At 72.1% G+C, this 23,434-nt stretch carries 22 protein-coding genes and 1 pseudogene; 13 read left to right on the forward strand and 10 right to left on the reverse strand.

Translation table 11 applies throughout. The annotated features are described in order from the left end of the window. Window positions 1-3: 3 nt before the first annotated feature. The 3 genes and pseudogenes from J5X75_RS06910 to J5X75_RS06920 all read right to left on the reverse strand — a co-directional run bounded on the left by J5X75_RS06910 (window position 4) and on the right by J5X75_RS06920 (window position 4,410). Window positions 4-1,857, reverse strand: a complete 1,854-nt coding sequence (locus J5X75_RS06910; RefSeq protein WP_208466431.1) for a DNA polymerase Y family protein — start codon at window positions 1,855-1,857, stop codon at window positions 4-6. A gap of 266 nt (window positions 1,858-2,123) precedes the next feature. Next, window positions 2,124-2,873 (reverse strand): annotated as a pseudogene (gene imuA', locus J5X75_RS44005) (DnaE2-dependent mutagenesis accessory factor ImuA'); the annotation flags it as partial. A 1,135-nt stretch (window positions 2,874-4,008) separates the two neighbouring features. Then, window positions 4,009-4,410, reverse strand: coding sequence for an SAV_6107 family HEPN domain-containing protein (locus tag J5X75_RS06920; RefSeq protein ID WP_372450851.1), 402 nt, complete (start codon window positions 4,408-4,410; stop codon window positions 4,009-4,011). Between the two features lie 581 nt (window positions 4,411-4,991). On the opposite strand from J5X75_RS06920, the gene J5X75_RS06925 reads away from it, so the two are divergent. From J5X75_RS06925 to J5X75_RS06955, 7 genes are all read left to right on the forward strand, one after another. Further along, window positions 4,992-5,798: an SDR family NAD(P)-dependent oxidoreductase gene (locus J5X75_RS06925; protein ID WP_208466433.1), complete on the forward strand. Its 807-nt coding sequence runs from the start codon at window positions 4,992-4,994 to the stop codon at window positions 5,796-5,798. A 30-nt stretch (window positions 5,799-5,828) separates the two neighbouring features. Then, window positions 5,829-6,302, forward strand: a complete 474-nt coding sequence (locus J5X75_RS06930) for a YbaK/EbsC family protein (protein ID WP_208466434.1) — start codon at window positions 5,829-5,831, stop codon at window positions 6,300-6,302. 36 nt (window positions 6,303-6,338) lie between these two features. Further along, window positions 6,339-7,106 (forward strand): monooxygenase, encoded by a 768-nt coding sequence (locus J5X75_RS06935; RefSeq protein ID WP_208466435.1) that lies wholly within the window; start codon window positions 6,339-6,341, stop codon window positions 7,104-7,106. Next, window positions 7,103-7,660 (forward strand): GNAT family N-acetyltransferase, encoded by a 558-nt coding sequence (locus J5X75_RS06940; RefSeq protein ID WP_208466436.1) that lies wholly within the window; start codon window positions 7,103-7,105, stop codon window positions 7,658-7,660. Before J5X75_RS06935 ends, J5X75_RS06940 begins: the two co-directional genes overlap by 4 nt. A 3-nt stretch (window positions 7,661-7,663) precedes the next feature. Further along, complete coding sequence (locus J5X75_RS06945; protein WP_208466437.1) at window positions 7,664-8,389, forward strand: carotenoid biosynthesis protein; 726 nt, start codon at window positions 7,664-7,666, stop codon at window positions 8,387-8,389. Further along, a complete protein-coding gene (locus J5X75_RS06950) occupies window positions 8,386-9,468 on the forward strand; it encodes a glycosyltransferase family 2 protein (protein ID WP_208466438.1) in 1,083 nt (360 codons plus the stop codon). Before J5X75_RS06945 ends, J5X75_RS06950 begins: the two co-directional genes overlap by 4 nt. Before the next feature lie 162 nt (window positions 9,469-9,630). Next, window positions 9,631-11,067 carry a phytoene desaturase family protein gene (locus J5X75_RS06955; RefSeq protein WP_208466439.1) on the forward strand — a complete coding sequence of 479 codons (1,437 nt, stop codon included), beginning with the start codon at window positions 9,631-9,633 and terminating at the stop codon, window positions 11,065-11,067. 12 nt (window positions 11,068-11,079) lie between these two features. Here J5X75_RS06955 and J5X75_RS06960 read toward each other — a convergent pair whose 3' ends face one another. From J5X75_RS06960 to J5X75_RS06970, 3 genes are all read right to left on the reverse strand, one after another. Further along, window positions 11,080-12,714, reverse strand: coding sequence for a substrate-binding domain-containing protein (locus J5X75_RS06960; RefSeq protein ID WP_238487410.1), 1,635 nt, complete (start codon window positions 12,712-12,714; stop codon window positions 11,080-11,082). Between the two features lie 179 nt (window positions 12,715-12,893). Further along, entirely contained in the window at window positions 12,894-13,652 is a 759-nt protein-coding gene (locus J5X75_RS06965) for a class I SAM-dependent methyltransferase (protein WP_208466441.1), read from the reverse strand. 53 nt (window positions 13,653-13,705) lie between these two features. Next, window positions 13,706-14,629, reverse strand: coding sequence for a LysR family transcriptional regulator (locus J5X75_RS06970; RefSeq protein ID WP_208466513.1), 924 nt, complete (start codon window positions 14,627-14,629; stop codon window positions 13,706-13,708). 164 nt (window positions 14,630-14,793) lie between these two features. On the opposite strand from J5X75_RS06970, the gene J5X75_RS06975 reads away from it, so the two are divergent. The 4 genes from J5X75_RS06975 to J5X75_RS06990 all read left to right on the forward strand — a co-directional run bounded on the left by J5X75_RS06975 (window position 14,794) and on the right by J5X75_RS06990 (window position 18,833). Next, the gene (locus tag J5X75_RS06975) at window positions 14,794-15,441 is read left to right on the forward strand and encodes a succinate dehydrogenase cytochrome b subunit (protein ID WP_307797965.1); all 648 of its coding nucleotides are present in this window, start codon (window positions 14,794-14,796) and stop codon (window positions 15,439-15,441) included. 2 nt (window positions 15,442-15,443) lie between these two features. After that, a complete protein-coding gene (locus tag J5X75_RS06980) occupies window positions 15,444-17,393 on the forward strand; it encodes a fumarate reductase/succinate dehydrogenase flavoprotein subunit (protein ID WP_208466443.1) in 1,950 nt (649 codons plus the stop codon). Then, window positions 17,393-18,136 (forward strand): succinate dehydrogenase/fumarate reductase iron-sulfur subunit, encoded by a 744-nt coding sequence (locus J5X75_RS06985; RefSeq protein ID WP_208466444.1) that lies wholly within the window; start codon window positions 17,393-17,395, stop codon window positions 18,134-18,136. The genes J5X75_RS06980 and J5X75_RS06985 overlap by 1 nt, the downstream gene beginning before the upstream one ends. 124 nt (window positions 18,137-18,260) lie before the next feature. Next, a complete protein-coding gene (locus tag J5X75_RS06990) occupies window positions 18,261-18,833 on the forward strand; it encodes a cadmium resistance transporter (protein WP_208466445.1) in 573 nt (190 codons plus the stop codon). An 82-nt stretch (window positions 18,834-18,915) separates the two neighbouring features. On the opposite strand, the gene J5X75_RS06995 is transcribed toward J5X75_RS06990, so the two are convergent. Beyond that, window positions 18,916-19,320 (reverse strand): nuclear transport factor 2 family protein, encoded by a 405-nt coding sequence (locus J5X75_RS06995; protein ID WP_208466446.1) that lies wholly within the window; start codon window positions 19,318-19,320, stop codon window positions 18,916-18,918. 67 nt (window positions 19,321-19,387) lie between these two features. Between J5X75_RS06995 and J5X75_RS07000 the strand changes: the two genes are divergently transcribed. Continuing rightward, window positions 19,388-19,957, forward strand: coding sequence for a TetR/AcrR family transcriptional regulator (locus tag J5X75_RS07000; RefSeq protein ID WP_238487411.1), 570 nt, complete (start codon window positions 19,388-19,390; stop codon window positions 19,955-19,957). Between the two features lie 197 nt (window positions 19,958-20,154). On the opposite strand, the gene J5X75_RS07005 is transcribed toward J5X75_RS07000, so the two are convergent. Next, complete coding sequence (locus J5X75_RS07005; protein ID WP_238487412.1) at window positions 20,155-20,757, reverse strand: TetR/AcrR family transcriptional regulator; 603 nt, start codon at window positions 20,755-20,757, stop codon at window positions 20,155-20,157. A gap of 46 nt (window positions 20,758-20,803) precedes the next feature. On the opposite strand from J5X75_RS07005, the gene J5X75_RS07010 reads away from it, so the two are divergent. Then, the gene (locus J5X75_RS07010; protein WP_208466447.1) at window positions 20,804-22,198 is read left to right on the forward strand and encodes an FAD-dependent monooxygenase; all 1,395 of its coding nucleotides are present in this window, start codon (window positions 20,804-20,806) and stop codon (window positions 22,196-22,198) included. Here J5X75_RS07010 and J5X75_RS07015 read toward each other — a convergent pair. Next, complete coding sequence (locus J5X75_RS07015) at window positions 22,176-22,676, reverse strand: hypothetical protein (RefSeq protein WP_208466448.1); 501 nt, start codon at window positions 22,674-22,676, stop codon at window positions 22,176-22,178. The genes J5X75_RS07010 and J5X75_RS07015 overlap by 23 nt on opposite strands. Before the next feature lie 7 nt (window positions 22,677-22,683). Next, window positions 22,684-23,385 (reverse strand): TetR/AcrR family transcriptional regulator, encoded by a 702-nt coding sequence (locus J5X75_RS07020; protein WP_238487499.1) that lies wholly within the window; start codon window positions 23,383-23,385, stop codon window positions 22,684-22,686. Between the last annotated feature and the right edge of the window lie 49 nt (window positions 23,386-23,434).

Genomic DNA, 23,434 nt, shown 5'->3' on the forward strand with positions numbered 1-23,434 from the left:
TGCTCAGTCATAGACGGCCTCGACCATCCAGTGGCCGCCTGCGAGGGTCAGCAGCAACGCGCGCCCGTCCGCGAGCACCATCTGGAACCGGGCCCGCCGCCGCGACTCGCCCGCCGCCCACCAGCGCTCGTCCACCGGCCACGGCCCGGCCCAGCCGGTGATCGCCACCGGCTCCCGCCGGCCCACCGTCAACGTCGCGGGAGTGCCGGTCAACTCGAGCCGCGCGCTCACCCCGACCGCCCGGCCCTCCGCGTCGGCGACCACGGCCGGCAGCGGATGCTCCAGCACCACGGCCGGCGAAGGCCGCGGCAGCCGCCCGGGCCACGGCGGCAGGGCGGCCGGTTTCCGCCCGGCACGCCGGGGCCGACCGGCCCTCACCTCGACCATCGCGAACCCGGCCGTCCCGCCCCCGTCCCCGGTCGTCTCAGGCCGCACCACGCCGAACGTCTCGACCCCGTTGGAAGGCTCGGCCCGGAGCCCGCCCACCAACCTCAGATGGGAGGCGCGCCGCTCCACCCCGGCCCCCTCCCCCTCGTCGCCGGCCGGAATCGGTGCGACCAGCCGCAACGGCGGAGCCACCGCCCTCTCCAGAACCGGAACCGTCTCGATGCCGGGAATCGGCTCGGCCTGCTCGGCGACCGGCCGTTCCGGTTCCCGTTCGTCGCCCCAGGGCACCAGCCGCACCCGGTCGTCCGCCGACCGGCCGCCACTCAGCACCGGCGTGACCACCGCTTCCGGGCCGAGCAGACCCTGAACCCGGCTGAACGCCCGGTGCGCACGGTCCCGTTCCGCTCCGGTCTCACCCCAGAGCCCCGGTTGCAGTCCGACATGAGCCAGCACCCCGTCCGGAACCAGCCGCAACCGCACCAGTCCCGCGGTGGGCTGTGCCGTCCTTCCGCGCCGCGCGCCGGTGAGCCAGCCGTCCAACTGCCATCGCACCCGTTCGGCGATGGCGGCGGCCCCGAGCAGACCGTCGTGCCGCCACACCCGGAACAGCTCCTGACCGTCCGCGGTGACTGCCTCCACACCGAGCCGGGTACACGCCAGCCCGTGCGCGGCCAGCCTCTCGTGCAGGCGTTCGGCCAGCGCCCGCCCCGCGAAGGCCGCCACGTCCACCCGGGCGAGCGGCTCGTCGTAGGTCTCCTCCACGGTCAGATCGGCCGGTGGCCGGCGCACCGCGAGCGGCCGATGATCGCCCCCGGAGGCGAGCCGGTGCGCCAGGGCCCCGGAGAACCCGAACCGGGTCAGCACGTCCCCCGCCGGCAACGCCGCGAAATCGCCGAGCGTCTTGACCCCGAGCCGCTTCAGCAGGTCGGTCAGCTCCGGCTCTTCAAGAGCCTCGATCGGTACGCCGGACAGAAAGTCCCGGCTACCTCCCGCCTCGACGATCCGTCCCGTCCGCGCCGCGATCCCGGCCGCGAACACCCCGTCGGCGAGCCCGATCTGGCACTCCACCGCGCACTCCAGGGCGACCTGCTCGACGATCCGCTCAGCGGCCGTCTCCTCCCCGCCGAAGTAGCGGGCCGGCCCCCGGGCGGCGACCGCACAGGCCCCCGGCCGGATCACCTCGACCCCGGCCACCACACCTTCGATCGCGACCACCACCGGCTCGAACGCCCGCGCGTCCCGCCCCGGATCGTGCTCCACGACCACCAGTTGCGGGCAGCGTCCCTGCGCCTCCCGCCGCCGGAGCCCCCGCCGCACACCTTCCCGCCGGGCCGCCTCGGAACAGGCCAGCACCCGGTTCCCGAACATCACCGCGACCGGCTCGGCCGCTGGCACCCCCGCCACGATCTCCGCGGCCACCACCGGCCAGTCCGGACACCAGACCAGCAGGGTACGAACAGCCGCCTCCACTAGCCCCTCACCAGCGCACACGTCAGGTCCGCCCCCGCCTCGGCCGGAGAACCCGGAGGACACAGCAGAAGCGGTACCGAACCCGAAACCCGCCGGACCACCGAAGACGGAGTCACCCGGCCCGACGAAGGCAACGCCGAACCCGACCCCGCCACAAAGGACGAGACCGCCCCGGTCAGGGCCCCCCCAGACGACGACCCGGACGACGGCCCAGCCAAGGACGACACGGACGGCCGAGGCGACACGGGTGACGGGGGCGACACGGACGGCCGAGGCGACACGGGTGACGGGGGCGCTACGGACGGCCGAGGCGACACGGGTGACGGGGGCGCTACGGATGGTGGGGGTGGCAGGATGGTGTCCCGGACCGTGACGCCCGGCATCCACATGGTGATCTCCCGGGGCCGGGTGGCCGCGCCCCGCCCGCGGGACACGACGGTGACCTCTCGACGGCGCAGCCGCCCCCGGCCGGATCCGAGACCCTCCCAGCGGCCCTTGCCGACTTCGAGGGTCACGTCGGCGCCGGACCACTCACCGAACGGCACCAGCACGCTTCCCCGCTGCCGGGCCCGCGCGGCCAGCCGGCTGGTGACGGACGCCGGCACCGGCCCGGGAACCGCCGCGACCACCACGTCCACGCCGTCGATCAGCGCGGCCACCACGGTGGGCCAGTCCGGCCCCGGGTCGGGCACCAGCGCGAGCCGTTCCAGCACGATGCCGCTCTCCGCGGCGGCGAGCGCGCCCAGCGCGGGTACTCCGACCACCGCGCACCAGGAGCCGTTCCGCGAGGCGGCGGCAAGCAACGCCAGCATCAGCGAGGTCCGGCCACCGGCGGACACGCTGCGCCCGGCGGCGACGGCCACCGTGCTCCCCCGCCGTAGCCCGTGCCCCGGCAACAGCCCACTCAACTCGGGTGCCACCGGCAGCAGCCGGTGCACCCCCGGTTCACCGGTCCCGGTCGCCGTCCGCACCAGTTCCGCGAGGGCGGCCGCACCATTGATCATGCGCCCTGCCACGTCATGCCCCGCTCTATCGCACAATCCCCGTCAATTCACTGCTCACCGGCCACCGCCGCCGCGCAACCGCCGAACCCGGCTACTCGGGCCAAGGCCCGACCTACCAAGCCCGGCCCACCAAGCCCGGCCCACCAAGCCCGGCCCACCAAGCCCGGCCTGCCAAACCCACCCCTCGGGCCAAGGCCCAACCGCCAAACCCGACCGCCAAGCCCAGCCACTCGGACCAAGCCGCCTGCCAAGCCCGGCCACTCGGACCAAAGCCCGACCGCCAAACCCGACCCGTCAACCAGCCCGCCAAACCCCACCCCTCGGACCAAGGCCCAACCGCCAAACCCGACCGCCAAGCCCGGGCCACTCGGACCAAGGCCCGGCCCACCAACGCCCCGGCCCGCCAAGCCCGGCCCGCGAAATCCGGCCCACCGAGATCTGACCTGTCAAGGCAGCTCCTGCCCGCCAAGCCGTCGCCCGTCGAAGTCCGGCTCATCCCGACCTGCCGAGATCCGGTCCACACAGCCCGGCCGGTAAAGCCCGGTCCCGCCGTAGCCCGAGACCCGAGCTGCCGGGATCCGAGCTGCGGCACTAGGCCTGCTGGCATCCGGGCCACCAAAATCGCACCTACCGAAACCCGTGCCGCCAAACCCAGAGCCGCGGAAGAACCGAGCCGCCGAAGCGCGGGGCCACGGAAAACCGGGCCCAAAACCTCGGGCCGCAGAGAACCGGACCGCCGATCCCAGGACCACCGGACCCAGGACCGCGGATAGCCGGATCATCGAGTCCCAGACCGCCGCGACGCGGGACCCGGTCCGTCAGGGCTTGAGCCAGTGCGGACCAGCTGTCGACGCCCTCACGAACCCACACCCGGTGAGGCGGGCCGCACCCGGCCGGGCTGCCGCTGAGCCGGGCTACCCGGGCCGGGCGGCCGGCGCGCGGCCGAGGGGACGGCCGATCCGCAACGGCAGACGAGCGGCCCGCGACGGCGGACGAGCGATCCGCAACGGCGGACGAGCGGCCCGCAATAGCAGACGGCCGATCCGCAACGGCGGACGAGCGATCCACGACGGCAGGCGGCCGATCCGGGACGGCGGACGAGCGATCCACGACGGCGGACGAGCGATCCGGGACGGCGAGCGGGCGGTCACGCGGCCAAGGGTGGCTGGTATGTCAGCCCGAGCGCGGACTCCGCCACGGTGACGAACTGCTCGGCGGCGCGCACCAGGTCGTCGGCCTCGCGGGCGCTCACGACATGAGGGATGCCGGCCTCGGCCGCCGCGCGCTTGCCGGCGCCGAGCGCGAAATAGCCGGCCCAGTCGCTGAACTCGGGCGCCACCAGAACCAGCAGGGACCAGACACTGGTCGCCCGGCTGCGGCGGCCGGGCGCGGATGGCCGGGCCCGGGCGGCGAGCAGGGCGGCGGCCGCGCGCAGGGCGGCCAGATGCGCCGCCGCGTAGCGCAGCCCGTCAGGGGTGGTGTGCGCCGCCTCGATCAAGCCCGCCCGCGCGAGCGACAGCAGCTGGGACGGTGTGCGGTGCGGCAGCATGTGAGCCGGGACCGTGGGCGAATCCGCCCGGGGGGCCGCGCCGGCGCTCGCCGGACCGGGAGCCGCCGTGAGGCCGGGGGCCGTGGTGCTCGCCATCGTCGTATCTCCTCGCCTGTTTCGCATCCGACGTGGTGGGTCGAACCGATCGCTGCGGAGGAAGACGCAGCATGCCGTGCCGGGAACCGGAGCTCCGAAATGGGCAGCCGGAGCCCCGGCGGGCGGCCCGTCCGGGCCGCCCGGCGGCAAGCCGGCCGGGTGTGAAGCTTCCCCACACCACACCCGGCCGGCACCGCCGGCGGGTCCGTCGCCCACCACCGGGGGTCGGGGGTGGCGGGCGACGGCCTGCCTTGAGGCCCGGACCCGCGAATGCCCGGACCAGGGTGTGCGGCGCTTCGCGGGCCACCGCACCCGGGACACGTGCCGCGAAACACGATCCCGGAGCCGAACGAACACCCTTTCGAACATCCGTTCTAACTACCGCAGAGACTAACACCCCCCTCCGACAAAATGGCAACCTTCGCGGCTCGTGCCACCGGCTTTTTCGAACGGATGATCGACGGCTTCGTGACTACCATGGCGGCATGGCGACGATCGTGGTGACCGGGGCGAGTTCCGGAGTGGGTCTGGCCGCCGCGGAGCGGTTCGCCGCCCGCGGCGACGAGGTGGTGCTGGTCGGCCGCGATCCCGGTCGGCTGGCCACCGCCGTCGAAAGGGTGACGGCGGCCGGGGGCCGGGAGCCGGCCGCCTTCCGGGCCGACTTCGAGAGTCTCGCAGAGGTGCGTGCGCTGGCCGATCAGCTGCGCGCGGCGTACCCACGGATCGACGTGCTGGCGAACAACGCCGGCGGCATGGTCGGGGAGTTCCGCCGCACCGGTGACGGCTTCGAGGCCACCATCCAGGGCAATCACCTGGCGCCGTTCCTGCTCACCGGCCTGTTGCGGGAGCAGTTGCGGGGCGGCCGGGTGGTGAACACCGCGTCCCGGGCGCACATGCAGGGCAGTCCCGATCCGGAGCGGCTCGACGGCGATCCGGGGAAATACAGCTCGTGGCAGGCCTACGGGGCGAGCAAGGCGGCCAACATCCTGTTCACCGCCGAGGCGGCCCGCCGCTGGCCGGAGGTGTTCAGCGTGTCCTTCCACCCGGGTGTGGTGCGCACCAACTTCGGCACCGGCCGGGTCACCCGGCTCTTCTACAAGTACGCGCCCTTCCTGGTCACCCCGGAGAAGGCCGGTGAGCTGCTGGTCTGGCTGGCCACCACGCCCGAGGCGGAGCTGGTGGACGGCGGTTACTACGTGGGCCACACCGTCACCCGGCCGGCCGCCCACGCCCGCGACAGCGCCCTGGCCGCGCGCTTGTGGGAGGCCAGCGCCAAGGCCGTGGGCCACTGATCGAAGCGGACAGTCGGGCAGGATGGGGCGATGCACAACCATCCCAACGTCATCGCGGTCCGGGAGGCGCTGAGGGAAGCGGGCGCCGACGTGGCCGACATCGTCATCCTCGACGAGGCGGTGCACACCGCGGCGGCGGCCGCCGCCGCGCTGGACGTGACGGTCGGCCAGATCGCCAACTCGCTGATCTTCGACGCCGACGGTGAGCCGCTGCTGGTGCTGACCTCGGGCGCGCACCGGGTGGACACCGCCAAGGTGGCCGCCTCGATCGGCGTGGCGAAACTGCGCCGCGCCACGCCCGAGTTCGTCCGGGAGCACACCGGCCAGGCGATCGGCGGGGTCGCCCCGCTGGGCCATCCGAAGCCGGTGCGCACCCTGGTCGACGTCGATCTGGAGGGTTATCCGGTGATCTGGGCGGCCGGCGGCGTACCCCGGTCGGTCTTTCCGATCACCTATCCGGAGCTGGTCCGCGTGACGGCCGGGAGCCCCGCGGAGGTCGCGTGACCGGGAGCCTCGCGGAGGCCGCGGTACCGTGGCGCGATGACCGATGATCTGGTCAGCCTGCACGTCTGGCGGGTCCCGCGGCAGGCCGTCGGCTCCGCCATGCTGCGCATGGCTTTCGCCCGCCGCCATCTCGAAGCCCGCCGCCGTCTCGAGGGGCTCCGGTTCGGCAGATTCCTGGGTACGGGCACCGGCTCCACTTTCGGCCCCGGCGACACCGATCTGACCCGCTGGGCCGCCATCACCGTGAGTGACCACCCGGTCCGGTTCCCCACGTGGGATCGGATCGCCGTGAAGCGGGTGCGGCTGGATCTGGAGCCGCTGGTCAGCCGCGGTGAGTGGGGTGGCGTGAGCCCGTTCCGGCCGCGCGGAGGGCCACACGGAGGGCCACTCGGAGGGCCGCACGGAGGGCCACAAGGAGGGCCACACGGAGGGCCGGCCGGCCGCTGGGACGGGATGGTGCTGGCGCTGACCCGGGCCCGGTTGCGGCCGTCCCGGGCGCTGCGGTTCTGGCGGGCGGTGCCGGCGGTGGCCCGGGAGGTGGCGGCGGCGCCGGGGCTGCTGGCCCGTTTCGGGGTGGGTGAGGCGCCGATCGGCTGGCAGGGCACGGTCAGCGTGTGGCGCGGCGCGGCGGATCTCACCGCCTTCGCGTACCGTCAGCCAGAACACCGCGCGGTGATCGCCCGCACTCCCACCGACCGGTGGTATGCGGAGGAGCTGTTCGCCCGTTTCGCGGTGCTGGACATCAGCGGCGACCGCACCGTGCTGGGGTGGACCGCTGACGAGAAGGAGCGGACGACGCGATGAGGCTCGTTGCTTGGCAGCCGGATGATCTGCTGCGCCGGCTCGACGACGTGGTGGCGGTCTACGGCGAGGCGATGGGCTATCGCAAGGAGCTGTTGCAGACCCGCCGCGGCTACATCGGCTCGCACGCGCGGCGGCCCGGGTTCCGGGCGGTGGCCACGCTGACCGCGGAGGGCCGGGTCGCCGGGTTCGGGTACGGCTACACGTCCGCTCCCGGCCAGTGGTGGCACGACCAGGTCCGGTCCGCCCTCGACGAGCCGGCCCGGCATCGGTGGCTGGCCGACTGTTTCGAGGTGGTCGAGTTGCATGTCCGCCCGGCGGCGCAGGGTCACGGGATCGGCGCCCGGCAGTTGCGTGCCCTGCTGGCGATGGCCGACGGCGCGACGGTGCTGCTGTCCACTCCGGAGGCCGACGAGCAGACGTCCCGGGCCTGGCGGCTGTACCGGCGGTTCGGGTTCAGTGACGTGCTGCGCCATTTCCTGTTCCCGGGGGACGAGCGGGCGTTCGCGATCCTCGGGCGGGAGATCCCGATCGTCGAGCGGCAGGCCGGCGGTTGAGCGGTGTGGTTCCTGCTCGGTGGGCTGGTGCTGGCCCAGGTCTGGTATCCGCTCACCACCGGTGACACCCGTGCCGGGCTGACCGTGGCGACCGTGCTGATCGGCGTGCTCCTGTCGGTGACGCACGCGCTGCTCAGCCGTGGGGTGCGGGCCGCGGCCGCGCTCATCGGCACGGCGGCGCTGGGTGGTTTCGCGGTGGAGGCGGTCGGGGTGGCGACGGGTTTCCCGTTCGGCTCCTACGACTATTCCGGTCAGCTCGGGCCGAGGCTGCTGGGCGTACCCCTGATCATTCCGCTGGCCTGGACCTGGATGGCCTGGCCGGCGTGGCTCGCGGCGGTGCGCGTGGCCGAGGGCCGGGTGGCCCGGATCGCGGTCGCGGCCGGCGGTCTGGCGGCCTGGGATCTGTTTCTCGATCCGCAGATGGTCGCTGAGGGTTACTGGCGCTGGCATGACCCGGTTCCGGCGCTGCCCGGTGTGCCCGGCGTTCCGGTCGGCAACTACCTGGGCTGGCTCGGGTTCGCGCTGCTGTTGATGACGGCGCTGTCGTTCGCGGTCGGCCCTTCCGTCGCCACGCCCGGTGACGGCCCGATGCTGGCGCTCTGGTTGTGGACCTACTTCTCGTCGGTTCTCGCGCACGCCGTCTTCCTGGGGCTGCCGGCGTCCGCGGTGTGGGGTGGCGTGCTGATGGGGGCCTTCGTCCTTCCGCTGCTGCCCCGGCTGCGCGCATGATCGCCTGGCTCGCGCTGGCGCCGTTGCTGCTGCTCACCGCGCACACCGTGGTCAACGCGCTGCTGCTGCGCCGCCCGCGCCGGGACGCGGTCACCGGCGAGCGGGTCGCCGTCCTGCTGCCGCTGCGCGACGAGGCCGGGCGGGTCGCCCCCTGCCTGGAGTCGCTGCTGGCTCAGCGCGGCGTCCCGGATCTGAGCATCCACGTTCTCGACGACGGCTCCTCCGACGGCACCGCCGGCGTGGTCCGGGGGATCGCCGCCGGGGACGAGCGGGTGCGCCTGCTCACCGGGACCGGCCCGCCCGCGGGCTGGCTCGGCAAGCCGAACGCCTGCCGGCAACTGGCCGACGACGCCGCGGACGCGGACGTGCTGGTCTTCGTCGACGCGGACGTGGTCCTGGAACCGGATGCGATCGCCGGGGCGGCCGGGCTTCTGCGGCGTGCCGGGGTGACGCTGCTCTCGCCGTACCCGAAGATCGTCGGCGCCGGGCGGCTGGTGCAACCGCTGCTGCAATGGTCCTGGCTGACGTTTCTGCCGCTGCGCGGCATGGAGCGTTCGCCGCGGCCGTCGCTGGCCGCGGCCGGCGGTCAGTGGCTGGTCCTGGATCGCGCCGGCTATCAGCGGGCCGGCGGCCATGCCGCGGTCCGCGACGACGTGCTCGAGGACATCGGCCTGGCCCGCGCGGTGAAACGCTCCGGCGGCCGGATCGCCCTCGCCGACGGCTCCCGCCTGGCCACCTGTCACATGTACGGTTCCTGGCGGGAACTCGCCGACGGTTACGGCAAATCGCTGTGGGCGTCGTTCGGCTCCGCGTTCGGCGCGGCCGCCGTCGTGGTTCTTCTCCTCCTGCTGTACGCCGTGCCGGTCCTGTTCCTGGCGAGTCCCTGGTGGGACGTCGCTCTGGCGGCCTGCCTGCTCGGGGTGACCGGCCGGGTGATCAGCGCGGTGGCGACCGGTGGCCGGGCCGTCCCGGACGCGTTCGCGCATCCGCTCTCGATCGTGCTGTTCGGCTGGCTGGTCGCCCGCTCGTTCCACCGGCGGCGCCGGAACCTGCTCAGCTGGCGGGGTCGTGTTCTGTGACCTCGACCCGGCAGGTCCGCCCGGCGGGGCGTTACGGCCCGGACCCGCCGGTCAGCTCGCGGAAGCTCCGGGGACGGGTCGTGTGCGGTGGGGGGCGGCTTTTCGCGTACCCGAAGACGGCACTCAGGGTGATCATGCGGGGAGCGCGCGGGAGGCGATGCGGTGAGTGAGATCGTGGTGATCGGCGCCGGGGTCGGCGGGCTGGCCGTGGCGTTGCGGCTTTCCGCCGCCGGGCATCGGGTGACCGTGCACGAGCGGGCGGCGCGGCCGGGCGGGAAGCTGGGTGTGCACGAGCGGGACGGCTACCGTTTCGACACCGGCCCGAGCCTCCTCACGCTGCCGGAGGTGTTCGCCGACCTGGGTCTGGATCTGCGGCCGCGACCGCTGGATCCGGTGGTGCGGCACGTCTTCCCGGACGGTGTGACGCTCGATTCGTCCTCCGATCACGGTGTCTTCCTGGAGCGGATCGGCGCGGCGCTGGGCCCGGAGGCGGCCGCGGACTGGGACCGGTTCTGGCGGCGGGCCGCGCGGATCTGGCACGCCTCGTGGGAGTCGGTGTTGCAGCGTCCGGTGAGTGCCGCGTCGCTGGCGCGGCTCTCCTGGCGGGTGGGTGATCTCGCGGCGATCGCGCCGTGGTCGTCGTTGCGGGCGCTGGGCCGGCGTCATCTGCGGGATCCGCGGTTGCGCATGCTGCTGGACCGGTATGCCACCTATACCGGGACGGATCCCCGCCGCGCGCCCGCGGCGCTCGCCGCGATCCCCTACGCCGAACTCACGCACGGTGGGTGGTATCTGCCGGGCGGTCTGGTCACGCTCGGTGACTCGCTGCACGCCCGGTGCGCCGATCAGGGGGTACGGGTGAGGCTGCGCTCCGAGGTGACGGCGATCGAGGCGGACCACCGGGTGCGCGGGGTGCGCCTGGCGTCGGGTGAGTTCCAGCGCGCCGACGTGGTGGTCTCCAACGTGGACGCGGCCACCCTCTACCGGGATCTGCTGCCCGCGCCGAAACCGTTGCGCGGGCTGGCCGACCGGAGCCTGGCCGGGTTCGTGCTGCTGCTCGGCGTGCGCGGGGAGACTCCGGAACTGGCCCATCACACGGTGTTCTTCCCGGCCGACTACGACGCGGAGTTCGACGCCGTCTTCGGGGCGCCCGGGCGGCGGGCGCGGCCGGTGGACGATCCGGCGGTGTTCGTCACCCGGGCCGACGATCCGCTGGTTCGGCCGGACGGCCGGGAGGCGTGGTTCGTGCTGGTCAACGCGGCACGGCAGGGCACCGGCTGGTCCGCTGTGGACTGGCGGCGGCCGGGGCTGGCCGGGGCGTACGCGGATCACGTGCTGGCGGTGCTCGCCCGGCGCGGGCTGGACGTGCGCGGGCGGCTGGAGTTCGCCGAGACGCGTACGCCGGCCGACCTGGCCGAAGCGACCGGGGCGCCGGGCGGGGCCATCTACGGAACCGCGGGTGGGCTGCTGCGGCCCGGCAACCGGGGGCCGGTGGACGGGTTGTACCTGGTCGGCGGGTCGGTGCATCCGGGCGGTGGGCTGCCGATGGTCACCCTGTCCGCCCGGATTGTCGCCGATCAGATCGGCCCGGCCGTCTAGCCGGGTCTCGCGCTAGTTGGTGGCTCGCGCTGCCAGGAAGGCCTTGGCCATGGCGGAGGCCAGGTCGGCCGGGTTCTTGGCGGCGATCGCCTGGCCGCCGGTGGCCTTGGCCATGCTCTGCAACGCCGGCATGTTCGCGTCCGGGCCGTAACCGACCGCGATCACCGGGACCGGCCGGGCCGGGTCCCGGCCGGCCGCGAGCCGCCTCTGGAACTCCTGCTGGGGCATGGCGAACCTGGTCCCGCCGTCGGCGCCGTCGGTGAGCACCACCACGACCGAGGGCTTGCCGGACCTCACCTCGTCACGCATCGCGTCGACACCGTCGAGGACGGTCTGGTAGAGCGGCGTGCCGGCGTTCGACTGCGGCCGGTACGTCTTGATCTTCTCGGTCAGGGCGTCCCGCCGCTTCTTGCCCCCGGCGTCCCCGTTGATCGGCCCGAACGACACCTCCTCGGTGTGCGCCGGACTGTTCGCGGCGCCGGCCCCGAAATACCACATACCGATGGTGGTGTCCCGGTTGAACAGCTGGGCCGCGCTCGCGCCGGACTCACGGAGCAGGGACGCCTTGGTGGCCGGACCGCCGCCGATCTTCTCGTTCATCGAACCGGAGGCGTCGATCAGGAGCAGCACCTGGAAGGCGAGGTTCTGGAATCCGGCCCACTGCCGGGCCGGGTCGAGCAGGGCCTTGCCGGTGCCGGGCAGGCGGGCGCCACCGGCCGTCGGCTCGGCACGGAAACCGGCCTCGGTGAGCGCCTGCTTGGTGATCGCGGCGCGCAGCCGGTCGGCCAGGCCGGTCTTGGCGCCCTTGCGGATCGCGTACGGGTAGTCGGCCTCGACCATCCCGTCGGAGGGCGCCGCACCGGTGAGCGCCACCCGGTGCCCGCCCTTCTGGTAGGCGAGGAGTTGCTGCTCGACCAGCGGGAAGACGCCGACGTCGTAGACCGCGGAGGTGGTGTCGGACTGCGCGGCCATCCGGCTGAGCAGGCGGCCCGGGTCGGCGGCGGCGTCGGTCAGGCGGCTGCGCAGGGTGAGCGCCCGGAGCTGGGCGATGCCGGGGTCCTTGGCGGCCAGGGCGGTGGCCGCGTGCACGCCGTGCACGCTGAGCAGGCCGGTGCTGGTCTTCAGCGGGTCGGACATGATGGCCACCGGGATCCGTTCGCCGGCCACCCCCTCGATCAGCTCGTTCCAGCTGGTCTTGCCGTCCTTGATGTACAGACTGCCGATCGCCTCGGGCGCGGCCAGCACGACCGGCGAGTACGCCAGGGTGGCCCCGGAGGTGCGGAAGGCGAGCTTGTTCTCCTCGGCGATGCGCAGCCAGGCGCTGCTGGACGGCACCCACACGTCCGGCTGGTCCACCGCGGCGAGGGTGACGCCGGGCTCCTCGGCCCGGACCAGGATCGGCGCGCAGCGCTGCCCGGGCGGGTGGAGAGTGGTGGCCGCGGCCCGGATCACCGGCTCGATCTCGGGCGCCGCGGCCACGGTCAGCTCCGGGTCGGGGCAGGGGGTGACACTGGGTTGGGTCGACGACGGCAACGGGGCGGCGCTGGCCTGCGTGGCCGGCTGGGCGGACCCGTTGCGCATGAGCTGCCAGGCGACCCCGCCGGCGACCAGCAGGACCACGATCACCAGGGCGGCGGAGAGCAACATGCGGCTGCGAGCCTGCGGAGGTTCGTCGCCCCAGTCGCCGTGGTTCGGCGGGGGCAACTCCCTTGGCCACTCATTGTCGGACATGTCACCCAACCCCGTCGTAATGGTCGGTACCGATGCGTGCCGGATAGTAGTCCGGGATTCATGTCTCGCAATGGTTCAGCGGGTAAAGCGGCACATCACGGCAGCATTCGAGGCTCAGCGATCGCGATCACTATCAGTTCACCGTCCCCGCTGAGCCCGGGTGGCTCACGGCCCCACCCGCCGTAGATCTGATCCACCCGGAAGCCGGCGGCCCGCAGCGAGTCGCGCAGCTGGATCTCGTCGCGGAAGCGGTGGGCGGCCGAACTGGTCAGCTCCAGCCCGTCGTCGAACCGGTAGTGGTGGAGGACCGACACCACGTCCTCGTCGGTCGAGGCGACCTCGCTCCACGCCTGCACCACCGAGCCGTCGGCCAGCACGATGTCCCGCCGGGTGTCGTCCGGCGCCCACTCCCGCCACGGGAGGCCGGACGGGTCACGGCTGTCCAGGACGAGCCGGCCGTCGGCGACCAGCGAGCCGCGCAGGCGGTGCAGCGCCCCGGACCAGTCCTCGTCGGTGACGATGTGCTCGGCGACGTGGCCGGTCATGAAGGCGGCGTCGAACGCCGCCCTGGCCGGCAGGTCCTCGAAGGACCCCTGGAGCCAGCGGACCCCGGCCGCCCCGGACTTGCGGCGGGCCGCGTCGAGCGCGGCGGGGGCCGGGTCGACGGCGGTCACCTCATGGCCGGCCCCGGCCATCGCGATGGCCAGCCGTCCGGTCCCGCAGCCCATGTCGAGGACCCGGGGCGCGGTGCGCTCGGCGAGCACCCGCATGAAGAAGTCGTCCTCCCAGCCCCACAGGCGCTCGGTGTCGTAGACCTCGACCAGCCGGGGATGCCGGTACTCGCCATGCCACACACTCGGATGCTAAACGCGGGGTTCCCACTTGACTACCCGAAGTGGACGGTGGATCACAGAGCGCGTACCCCGAACGGGAGTTCACCGGCCGCGATGTGCTCGATGACCGCCTCGCGCAGGGCGGCCGCCGCGTGCGGCAGGATGGCGGCCCGGCGCTGGGCGAGCGCGATGGTCCGCCGCATGCCGGGCGGGGCCAGGGGCGTGGCCCGCAGCAGCGGCCGGTTGGCGAGCACCATGCTGGGCACCAGGGCCACCCCGAGACCGGCCTCGACGAAGGCCAGTACGGCGTCCATCTCGCCGCCCTCCACCGCGAACTTGGGGGTGAACCCGGCCCGCTCACAGGCCTGCAGGGTCACGTCACGGATGTCGTACCCGTCGCGGAACATCACCATCGGGGTGTGCCGCAGCTCGGTGAGGTCCAGCTGCCGGGCCACGGTGGGCGCCGGCCCGGAGGCGACCGAGGCCACCACGAGGCTCTCCCGGAGCAGCTCGACGGTCTCCAGGGCCGGGTCGGCGCCCTGCTCGGGCAGCACGATCAGGGCCAGGTCGAGGGTGTGGGCGAGCAGTTCGGCGATCAGGTCCTGGGAGCTGCCCTCGGTCACGTGCAGCCGGATGCCGGGGTGCTCGGCGCGGTAGTCGCGCAGCACGGCCGGGAGCAGGGAGGAGCAGAGGCTGGGGGTGGCGCCGAGCCGGACCTCGCCACGGCGCAGGCCGACGATGTCGGCGACCGCGTCCCGGGCCGCGTCGGCGTCCGCGATCATGCGCTGAGCGAGCGGCAGCAGCGTCTCGCCGGCCACGGTGAGGGTCACGCCGCCGCGGATCCGCTCGAAAAGGGGGGCTCCGAGTGACATTTCCAGGGTGTGAATCTGCTTACTCAAAGTAGGTTGGGAGACGCCGAGTTCGTCCGCCGCTTGGGTGAAATGTCTAAACTCCGCCACCGCTACGAAGTACCTGAGTTGTTGCAGCTGCACAGTAATAGCCTATATCTATGGTAGGCCGACCCGGCATGCATTAGACGAATCGTTCGGGACTTCCTACCTTCCAACTCGTGGCGGTAGACACTCCTATTCCGAAGACGGCCAACGCGGCGGGTGCGACGGCACGCCCCACGCCGCGGAAGTCGGTCCGGCCCTCGTCGGTCATCCTCAAACTGGTCATGGCAGTCAGCGGCGCGCTGCTGGTGCTGTTCCTCTTCGCGCACGCGGCGGGCAACCTCAAGATCTTCGTGGGCGAGACGGACTTCGACCACTACGCGGAGTGGCTGCGGGAGCTCGGCACGCCCCTGCTGCCGCACGGCTGGTTCCTCTGGATCCAGCGGATCGGCCTGCTGGCCGGCATCGGCCTGCACATCTGGGCGGCCACGGTGCTGACCATCCGCGCCAAGAAGGCCCGGCCGGTCAAGTACGCGCACCGGCCCAAGATCCAGGGCAGCTACGCCGCGCGCACCATGCGCTGGGGCGGCGTGATCATCGTGCTGTTCGTGATCTACCACATCCTCGACCTGACGACCGGCACGTTCAACCCGGCCGGCGGCGACTCCGACCCGTCCGCCCGGGTCGTCGCGGGCTTCGCCCCCGAGCGCTGGTACGTGACCCTCTTCTACACCCTCGCGGTGGTGTCCGTCGGCTTCCACCTGCGGCACGGCATCTGGAGCGCGTTCCGCACGCTGGGCCAGCAGACCACCAAGGGTGAGCGCCGGGCCCAGGCCGTCGCGCTGGTCCTCTCGGTGGTGCTCGTCGCGATGTACCTGTCGGTGCCCTTCGCGGTCCTGACCGGATTGGTGGGTTGATCATGGTTGCTAACGAATTCTGGGCCGAGGGCGAACCGGTCGTCGACAAGGCCGCCCCGGACGGGCCGGTCGAGACCCGCTGGGAGCGCCGCAAGTTCTCCGCCAAGCTGGTCAACCCGGCGAACCGCCGCAAGCTGACGGTCATCGTGGTCGGCACCGGCCTGGCCGGCGGCTCGGCCGCGGCGACCCTCGCCGAGGCCGGCTACAAGGTCAAGTCGTACTGCTACCAGGACAGCCCCCGCCGCGCGCACTCGATCGCCGCGCAGGGTGGCATCAACGCCGCGAAGAACTACCGCAACGACGGCGACTCCGTCTACCGCCTCTTCTACGACACGGTCAAGGGCGGCGACTTCCGGGCCCGCGAGTCGAACGTCTACCGGCTCGCCCAGGTGTCGGTGAACATCATCGACCAGTGCGTGGCCCAGGGCGTCCCGTTCGCCCGCGAGTACGGCGGCCTGCTCGACAACCGCTCCTTCGGTGGCACCCAGGTGTCCCGGACCTTCTACGCCCGGGGCCAGACGGGTCAGCAGCTGCTGCTCGGCGCCTACCAGGCGATGGAGCGGCAGATCGGCCTCGGCAACATCGAGATGAACGCCCGGCACGAGATGCTCGAGCTGATCATCGTCGACGGCAAGGCCCGCGGCATCGTCGTGCGGGACATGGTCACCGGCGAGATCACCACCGAGTTCGCGGACGCCGTGGTGCTCGCCTCCGGTGGCTACGGCAACGTCTTCTTCCTCTCCACCAACGCCAAGGGCTGCAACGTCACGGCGTCGTGGCGGGCCCACCGCAAGGGCGCGCTCTTCGCGAACCCCTGCTACACGCAGATCCACCCGACCTGCATCCCGGAGTCCGGCTCGCACCAGTCGAAGCTGACCCTGATGTCGGAGTCGCTGCGTAACGACGGCCGGGTCTGGGTGCCGAAGCGGGCCGAGGACTGCCAGAAGCCCGCCGGGGAGATCGCCGAGGAGGACCGCGACTACTACCTGGAGCGGATCTACCCGTCGTTCGGCAACCTGGTGCCCCGCGACATCGCGTCGCGGGCCGCCAAGAACGTCTGCGACGAGGGCCGCGGCGTCGGCCCCGGTGGCCTCGGCGTCTACCTGGACTTCGCCGACGCGATCAAGCGGCTGGGCCGCAAGGCCGTCGAGGCGAAGTACGGCAACCTCTTCGAGATGTACGAGCGGATCACGGGCGAGGACCCGTACGAGACGCCGATGCGCATCTACCCCGCCGTGCACTACACGATGGGCGGCCTCTGGGTCGACTACGACCTCCAGTCGACGATCCCCGGCCTGTTCGTGGTGGGCGAGGCGAACTTCTCCGACCACGGCGCCAACCGGCTCGGCGCGTCCGCGCTGATGCAGGGCCTGGCCGACGGCTACTTCGTGCTCCCGAACACGATCAGCAACTACCTCGCGGCCGGCCCCTTCCCGGCCGTCTCCGAGACGGACGCCCCGGTCGTCGAGGCCCGCAAGGAGGTCGAGGACCGGATCGCCAGGTTCCTGTCGATCGACGGCGACCGGACGGTGGACTCGTTCCACCGCGAGCTCGGCCAGATCATGTGGGAGTACTGCGGCATGGAGCGGACCGAGGAGGGCCTCACCAAGGCCGTCGGTCTGATCCGGGCGCTCAAGGAGGAGTTCTGGACCCGGGTGAAGGTGCCGGGCAAGGGCGAGGAGCTCAACCAGAACCTGGAGAAGGCCGGCCGGGTGGCCGACTTCCTCGAGCTCGGCGAGCTCATGTGCATCGACGCGCTGCACCGCCGCGAGTCCTGCGGTGGTCACTTCCGGGCCGAGAGCCAGACCTCGGACGGTGAGGCGCTGCGCCACGACGACGAGTTCAGCTACGCCGCGGCGTGGGAGTACTTCGGCGCCGACGGCAAGCCGACCCTGCACAAGGAAGACCTCAACTTCGAGTACGTCCACCCGAGCACGCGGAGCTACAAGTAATGGACATCAAGGTCAGGGTGTGGCGTCAATCCGGTCCCACAGCGGGCGGGAAGATGGTCACCTACGACGTCAAGGGCATCTCCCCGGACGCGTCGTTCCTCGAGATGATCGACGTCCTCAACGAGACGCTGATCCTCAACGGTGACGACCCGATCGCGTTCGACCACGACTGCCGCGAGGGCATCTGCGGCGCGTGCAGCATGGTCATCAACGGTGTGGCGCACGGCCCGGAGAAGGCCACCACCACCTGCCAGCTGCACATGCGGAAGTTCAAGGACGGCGACGTGATCGACGTCGAGCCGTGGCGTGCCGCCGCCTTCCCGGTGATCAAGGACCTGGTCGTCGACCGGAGCGCCTTCGACAAGATCATTCAGGCCGGTGGTTACATCACCGCCCCGACCGGCACCGCGCCGGACGCCCACGCCACCCCGGTGCCGAAGAAGGACGCGGACGCCGCGTTCGAGGCGGCCACCTGCATCGGCTGCGGCGCCTGCGTGGCGGCCTGCCCGAACGGCTCGTCGATGCTCTTCACCGCGGCGAAGATCGCCCACCTCGGTCTGATGCCGCAGGGCCAGCCCGAGCGGGACAGCCGCGTCATCGACATGCTCCAGGCACAGGACGACGCCGGTTTCGGCGGCTGCACCAACGCCGGCGAGTGCACCACGGTCTGCCCGAAGGGCATCCCGCTGAGCCTCATCGGCCGCCTCAACAGCGACTACCGCAAGGCGATCAGCAAGCGCTGATCCCCCGGCTCCAGGTATCGGGCACAACGGCGTGCCCGATACCCGGCTTCTTCGGATGCCCGGCACAGCGTCGTGCCGGGCATCCGTTTCTTCTGCCCCTCTCGGCGCGCCCTAGGATCCCGGCGTGGGTTCGGTACTGGCCGCCGTGGGCGTCTTCGTGGGCACGAACGTCGACGACCTCATCGTCCTGACGGTTCTCTTCCTCTCCGCCCGGGCCTCCGGCAAGCCCCGGCCCTGGCAGATCTGGGCCGGTCAATACCTCGGCATCGCCACCCTGGTGGGCGTCTCGCTGCTCGCCGCGCTCGGCCTGGCCCTCGTCCCGGACCGCTGGATCGGCCTCCTCGGCCTGCTGCCCATCGCCCTCGGCGTCAAAGGCCTCATCGGCGCCCTCCGCGACGGCTCCGACGGCGAGCCGCCGATCGCCGCCGCCGGCCCGCTGCCCATCGCCGCCATCACGATCGCCAACGGCGCCGACAACATCGCCGTCTACACACCCCTCTTCCGGACGTCCAGCGTGGGCGAGATCGTCGTCTACCTCGTCGTCTTCGCCATCCTCGTGGCGGTGTGGTGCCTGACCGGATCACTGCTCGGCTCGCACCGCAAGGTGATCGCGGTGGTCGAGCGCTGGGGCCACTGGCTCGTGCCGCTGGTCTTCATCGCCATCGGGTCACTGATCCTGATCGAGGCCTACACCTGACCGAGAGCCTGGGCAAACGCTGGGGCCACCAGCTCGTGCCCCTGGCCTTCATCGCCATCAGGCCGCTGATCCCGATCGAGGCCTACGCCTGGCCGAGAGCCTGGACGATGGCCATGGTGTGCTGATACTCCCGCCAGTGGGCTAGTTTGCCGCCCCTGGTCCGGAGCACCCCGATGAAAGGCGCCGACGCGGTCACCCCGGTCCCGGTGTGAGTGCCGGCCAACTCGTACTCAACGACGATCACCTCTGGGTCCGCGGTCTGGTGGATCACCACGTCGCGGCAGTCGTCGAAGCGCACCGGGAACGACGCCCGGCCCGCCCGCGTGAACTCCAGCACCCGCTGCTTGCCCTCGGTCCGCACCGGCCGGCCCGGGGCGGCGAACGGCACCTCGACCACCACGTCGTCGGCGAGCAGGTCGGGATCGTAGGTCGGCTGGTCGGCGAGCCAGCGGGAACGCATGCTGTCGAAGATCTCGGTCGGTGTCACAGCGATCCTCCCGATAAGATGAGTAGGCACTCGACTTGAGGTCCAGGATAATGAGTGGAGACTCATTTTGGAAGAGGTTTCTTCGCGGCCGGCCGGCGGCCCTCCGCTGCGCGCCGACGCCCAGCGCAACCGGATCCGCATCCTGGTCGCCGCCGAGGAGGTGTTCACCGAGACCGGGCCGGGCGCCTCGACCGAGGAGGTGGCGCGGCGGGCGGGCGTCGCGATCGGCACGGTGTTCCGGCACTTCCCCACCAAGGGCGACCTGCTCGGCGCGATCATGAAGCGGCTGCTGGCCGAGCTGATCGAGTCGGCCGGCGAGCGCGGTGGCGGGGAGGGGCTGTTCGAGTTCTTCACCGAGCTGACCGCCCAGGCGTCCTACAAGCGGACGGTCGTCGGCCTGCTCGAGAGCGGCGGGACAGCCGTCCGCCTGCCCGAGGCGGTCGGCCATCTCAGCGAAGCCGTCGGCGGGCTGCTGAGCGAGGCGCAGGCGGCCGGGACGGTGTCACCCTCGGTGGAGCTACCCGAGGTGATGGCCTTGCTGGTCAGCGTCACCCACGGGGCGCTGCACGGCGGGTGGGACGCGGAGTTGCGGGAGCGGACCCTGGCGGTGGTGTTCGCGGGCCTTCGACCACGCTGAGCCGCCCTCCTCCGGGCACTTGCGTGGCCGCGGGGCGCGCGGAGCGTACCGGGAAGGAAGCCGGACCGGGCTGCTCAGCCCGCGTCGCCGCCGAGGCCGGCATGACCGCCCCGGCCCGCACCCGCAAGACGTACCCGCAATGATCAGCTCGCGCCGTCGCCGAGGCCGCCGTGACCGCCCGCCCGCACCCGCGATGATCAGCTCGGGCCACCGCCGAGGCCGGCGTGGAGGAAAGAGGTCAGCGTCTCGATCGCCTCGTCGTCGGAGACTTCGGGAGCGCGGCCGTGGCCGCCGAGGTAGGTGGCGGCGAAACCGGACAGCGTCGTGGTGAACAGCGAGGCCGCCACCAGCGGATCACCGGGCAGATCGAGGCCGCGCATGTGGTCGGCGATGTGGTGCAGGTCCGGTTCGAGCAGTTCCTGGCTGCGGCGGGCGAAGCCCTCGTCGACGATGGCCGCCTGCTGCAGCGCGACCATGAGCGGGCGATGGCGGCGGTGGAAGTGCCAGTAGGCCGAGACGTGCCAGCGGACCGCCGCGCGATCCCGGAAGTCGTCGAGATGGCCCTCCAGCTCGGCACTCTCGTCGCCCTCGGCGAGCAGGTCGGCGAGCAGCGCCTCGAGCAGCGCCTCCTTGCTCGCGAAGTGCTTGTAGAAGGAGCCGGTCGCCCGGCCCGCCTCGGTCGTGATGTCGGTGATCTTGGCGTTCAGATAGCCGACCCGCTCGAAGACCCGGATCGCGGCCGCCTTGAGCTCCGCCTCGGTCTGCGCCGCCTGCTGCTTGCGCATCCCCACTGCCGCCATCCGAACCTCCTTGACCGGGAGATTAGCAGTGCCCTATGGTGAATTCATGTTCACTGAATCTCGATTCACCATGATCGTGGGCGCCGGGCCGACCGGGCTCACCCTCGCGCGCCAGCTCTCCCGGCACGGCGTGCCCTACCGGATCGTCGAGCGGTCGGAGCGGCCCTTCGACGGGTCCCGCGGCAAGGGGCTGCAGCCACGCACGCTGGAGGTCCTCGACGATCTCGGGCTGATCGACCGGTTCCTGGCCGCCGGCGCCGACTATCCGTCGCTGCGCGCTCACATGCCCGGTGGCCATCACGATTTCCGGCTCGACGAGTTGCACGAGCCGACCCCCTCCGTGCCCTGGCCCAACCTGTGGATGGTCCCGCAGTGGCGCACCTCCGAGTTGCTCGCCGAGGGGATCCCGGTCGAGTTCGGGGTGGGTGTCACCGAGCTGGAGCAGGAGGAGGGCGGGGTCCGGGTCACGCTCAGCACCGGCGAGGTGGTGCGGGCGCGCTATGTGGTGGGCGCCGACGGCGGGCGGAGCACGGTGCGGCGGGCGCTCGGCGTGGAGTTCGAGGGCGAGACCCACGAGGAGGAGCGGCTGATGATCGCCGACGTCCGGTTGACCGGCCTCGACCGCGATCACTGGCATGTCTGGCCGGGCTCCGAGCGCGGGTCGTTCCGGCTCGGGTTGTGTCCGCTGCCGGGCGGTGACTGGTTCCAGCTCACGGCTCCACCCACCAGTCTCTCCGCCGGGCAGCTGGTCGCCTCGGTCGACCCGTCGATCACGGTCACTGAGGTGGGCTGGCGGTCCGAGTTCCGGGCCAACATCCGGATGGTGTCCCGCTTCCGGGTGGGCGACGTGTTCCTGGCCGGCGATGCCGCGCATGTGCATTCACCGGCCGGTGGGCAGGGGCTCAACACGGGAATCCAGGACGCGTACAACCTGGGTTGGAAGATCGCGACGGGTGACGACCGTGTGCTCGACACCTATGAGGAGGAGCGCCTGCCGGTCGCGGCAGACGTCCTCGGCATCAGCACCCGGCTGCACCGCGGCCACGTCGAGGGCTCGGCGGATGCAATGCGCCGCGACGATCCGGTGCTGCGGCAGCTCTCGCTCAACTATCGGGGCGGCACGCTGGCGGCCGAGCACCGGCCCGAGCCGGGCGCGGTGCGAGCCGGCGACCGCGCGCCGGACTCCCCTCTCGCCGAGGGCCGCGTCTTCGATCTGCTGCGCGGCCCCCATGCCACGCTCCTGGCCTTCGATTGGGCCGGGCCACTGCCGGAGTTCACGGTCCCGATCCATCACCTTCAAGACCCCAAGGGGTACGCGGCCCGCGCTTACGACATCGACGAGCCGACACTGGTGCTGGTCCGGCCGGACAACTACATCGGCTGCGTAACCCGGGACCCGGCCGACGTGACCGCCTACCTCAAGCAGATCGCGGTCCTCTGATCCCGGCCGCTCGCAAACGGTCGACCGCCGCGCGCAGTGGGGCGGGGAAATCGGGGACGCCGGGATCCGCCAGGTCCTCCAGGACGGCGGCGACCAGGTCGTAAAGGGCGCCGGGAGGCGCGTCGGGGGCGGCGAACAGGGTTTCGCGGACCAGCGCGGCACGCGGGAAGCGGGCGTCCCAGCGGCGATCAGCGCCGATTCGCCGGTGCAGTTCTATGGCACGTCTGCGCAGCTCGGGGGCGGTGTCGCCGTATCCCTGATCCAGCTCGGCACGATGCGGGCGGGAAGCACGCTCCGCAGCCTGTGCCAAGCGGTGCCGGCGTTGCTCCGCAGCTTGACGGCTGGTCAGGCCGAGCGCCTCGGCGATCTCCGGCCAGGTGGCACCGGCACGCCTGGCACGGTCGATCAGCTCCAACTCGTCCGCGTCGAGATTCGCGCGCCGGGCCGGGATCTGGCGCAACCGTTCCAGATCTGCCATTCCGCCGTCAGTTCCTTGCCGACATGAGGAGTTCGATGCCGTCGAAGAGACGAGACAGACCGGTCTCGAAGGTGACGTCCTCGGCTTCCGGGGCGAACACGCCGTCGGCGATCGCGGCGGCCAGTGCCGGGAACCGGTCAGCGGTCACCAGGCTGCCGATCAGAGCGCCGTAGGCGTCCTCGGTCACGTCCGCCTCACCGGTGAGCAGGACCGCCATGATCTGCGCCTCGCCGCGCACGTAGTAGAGGGTCGCCATGACCGCTTGGAGGCGCTCGTGGCTGGTGAGCGGTGTGCCGTCGAAGGCTGACAGGCCGCGGTCCAGCCAGGCGAGCTGACCGGGTTCGAGTGGTGGGCGGCCGGCCGAGGCATGGAGGATCCACGGATGGCGGTGGAAGACCGCCTGCAATCCCCGGGCCCACGTCCCGAGACCGACGCGCCATCCGGGCGGCAGCGTCGGCGGCTCGCCCGGTGCGGCGTCCTGCATGAAGACGAGCAGTTCGTCCTTGCTGGCCACGTGCCGGTAGAGGGACATCGGCGCACTGCCGAGACGCTCGGCGAGACGTGCCATGGAGAGCGCCGCGAGGCCGTCGTGGTCAGCGATCTCGATCGCGGTGGCGACGATCCGGTCCAGGGTCAACGCCGGCTGCGGGCCGCGGTTGCGGCGCTCCTCCAGACCCCAGAGGACCTTGAGCGTACGGGGAATCTCCATCGGCACGGACTCATCCTAGGCACTTCCCCGTTTATTGCGTATGGCATAC

The organism is Actinoplanes flavus (assembly GCF_017592555.1).
Lineage (GTDB): Bacteria > Actinomycetota > Actinomycetes > Mycobacteriales > Micromonosporaceae > Actinoplanes > Actinoplanes flavus.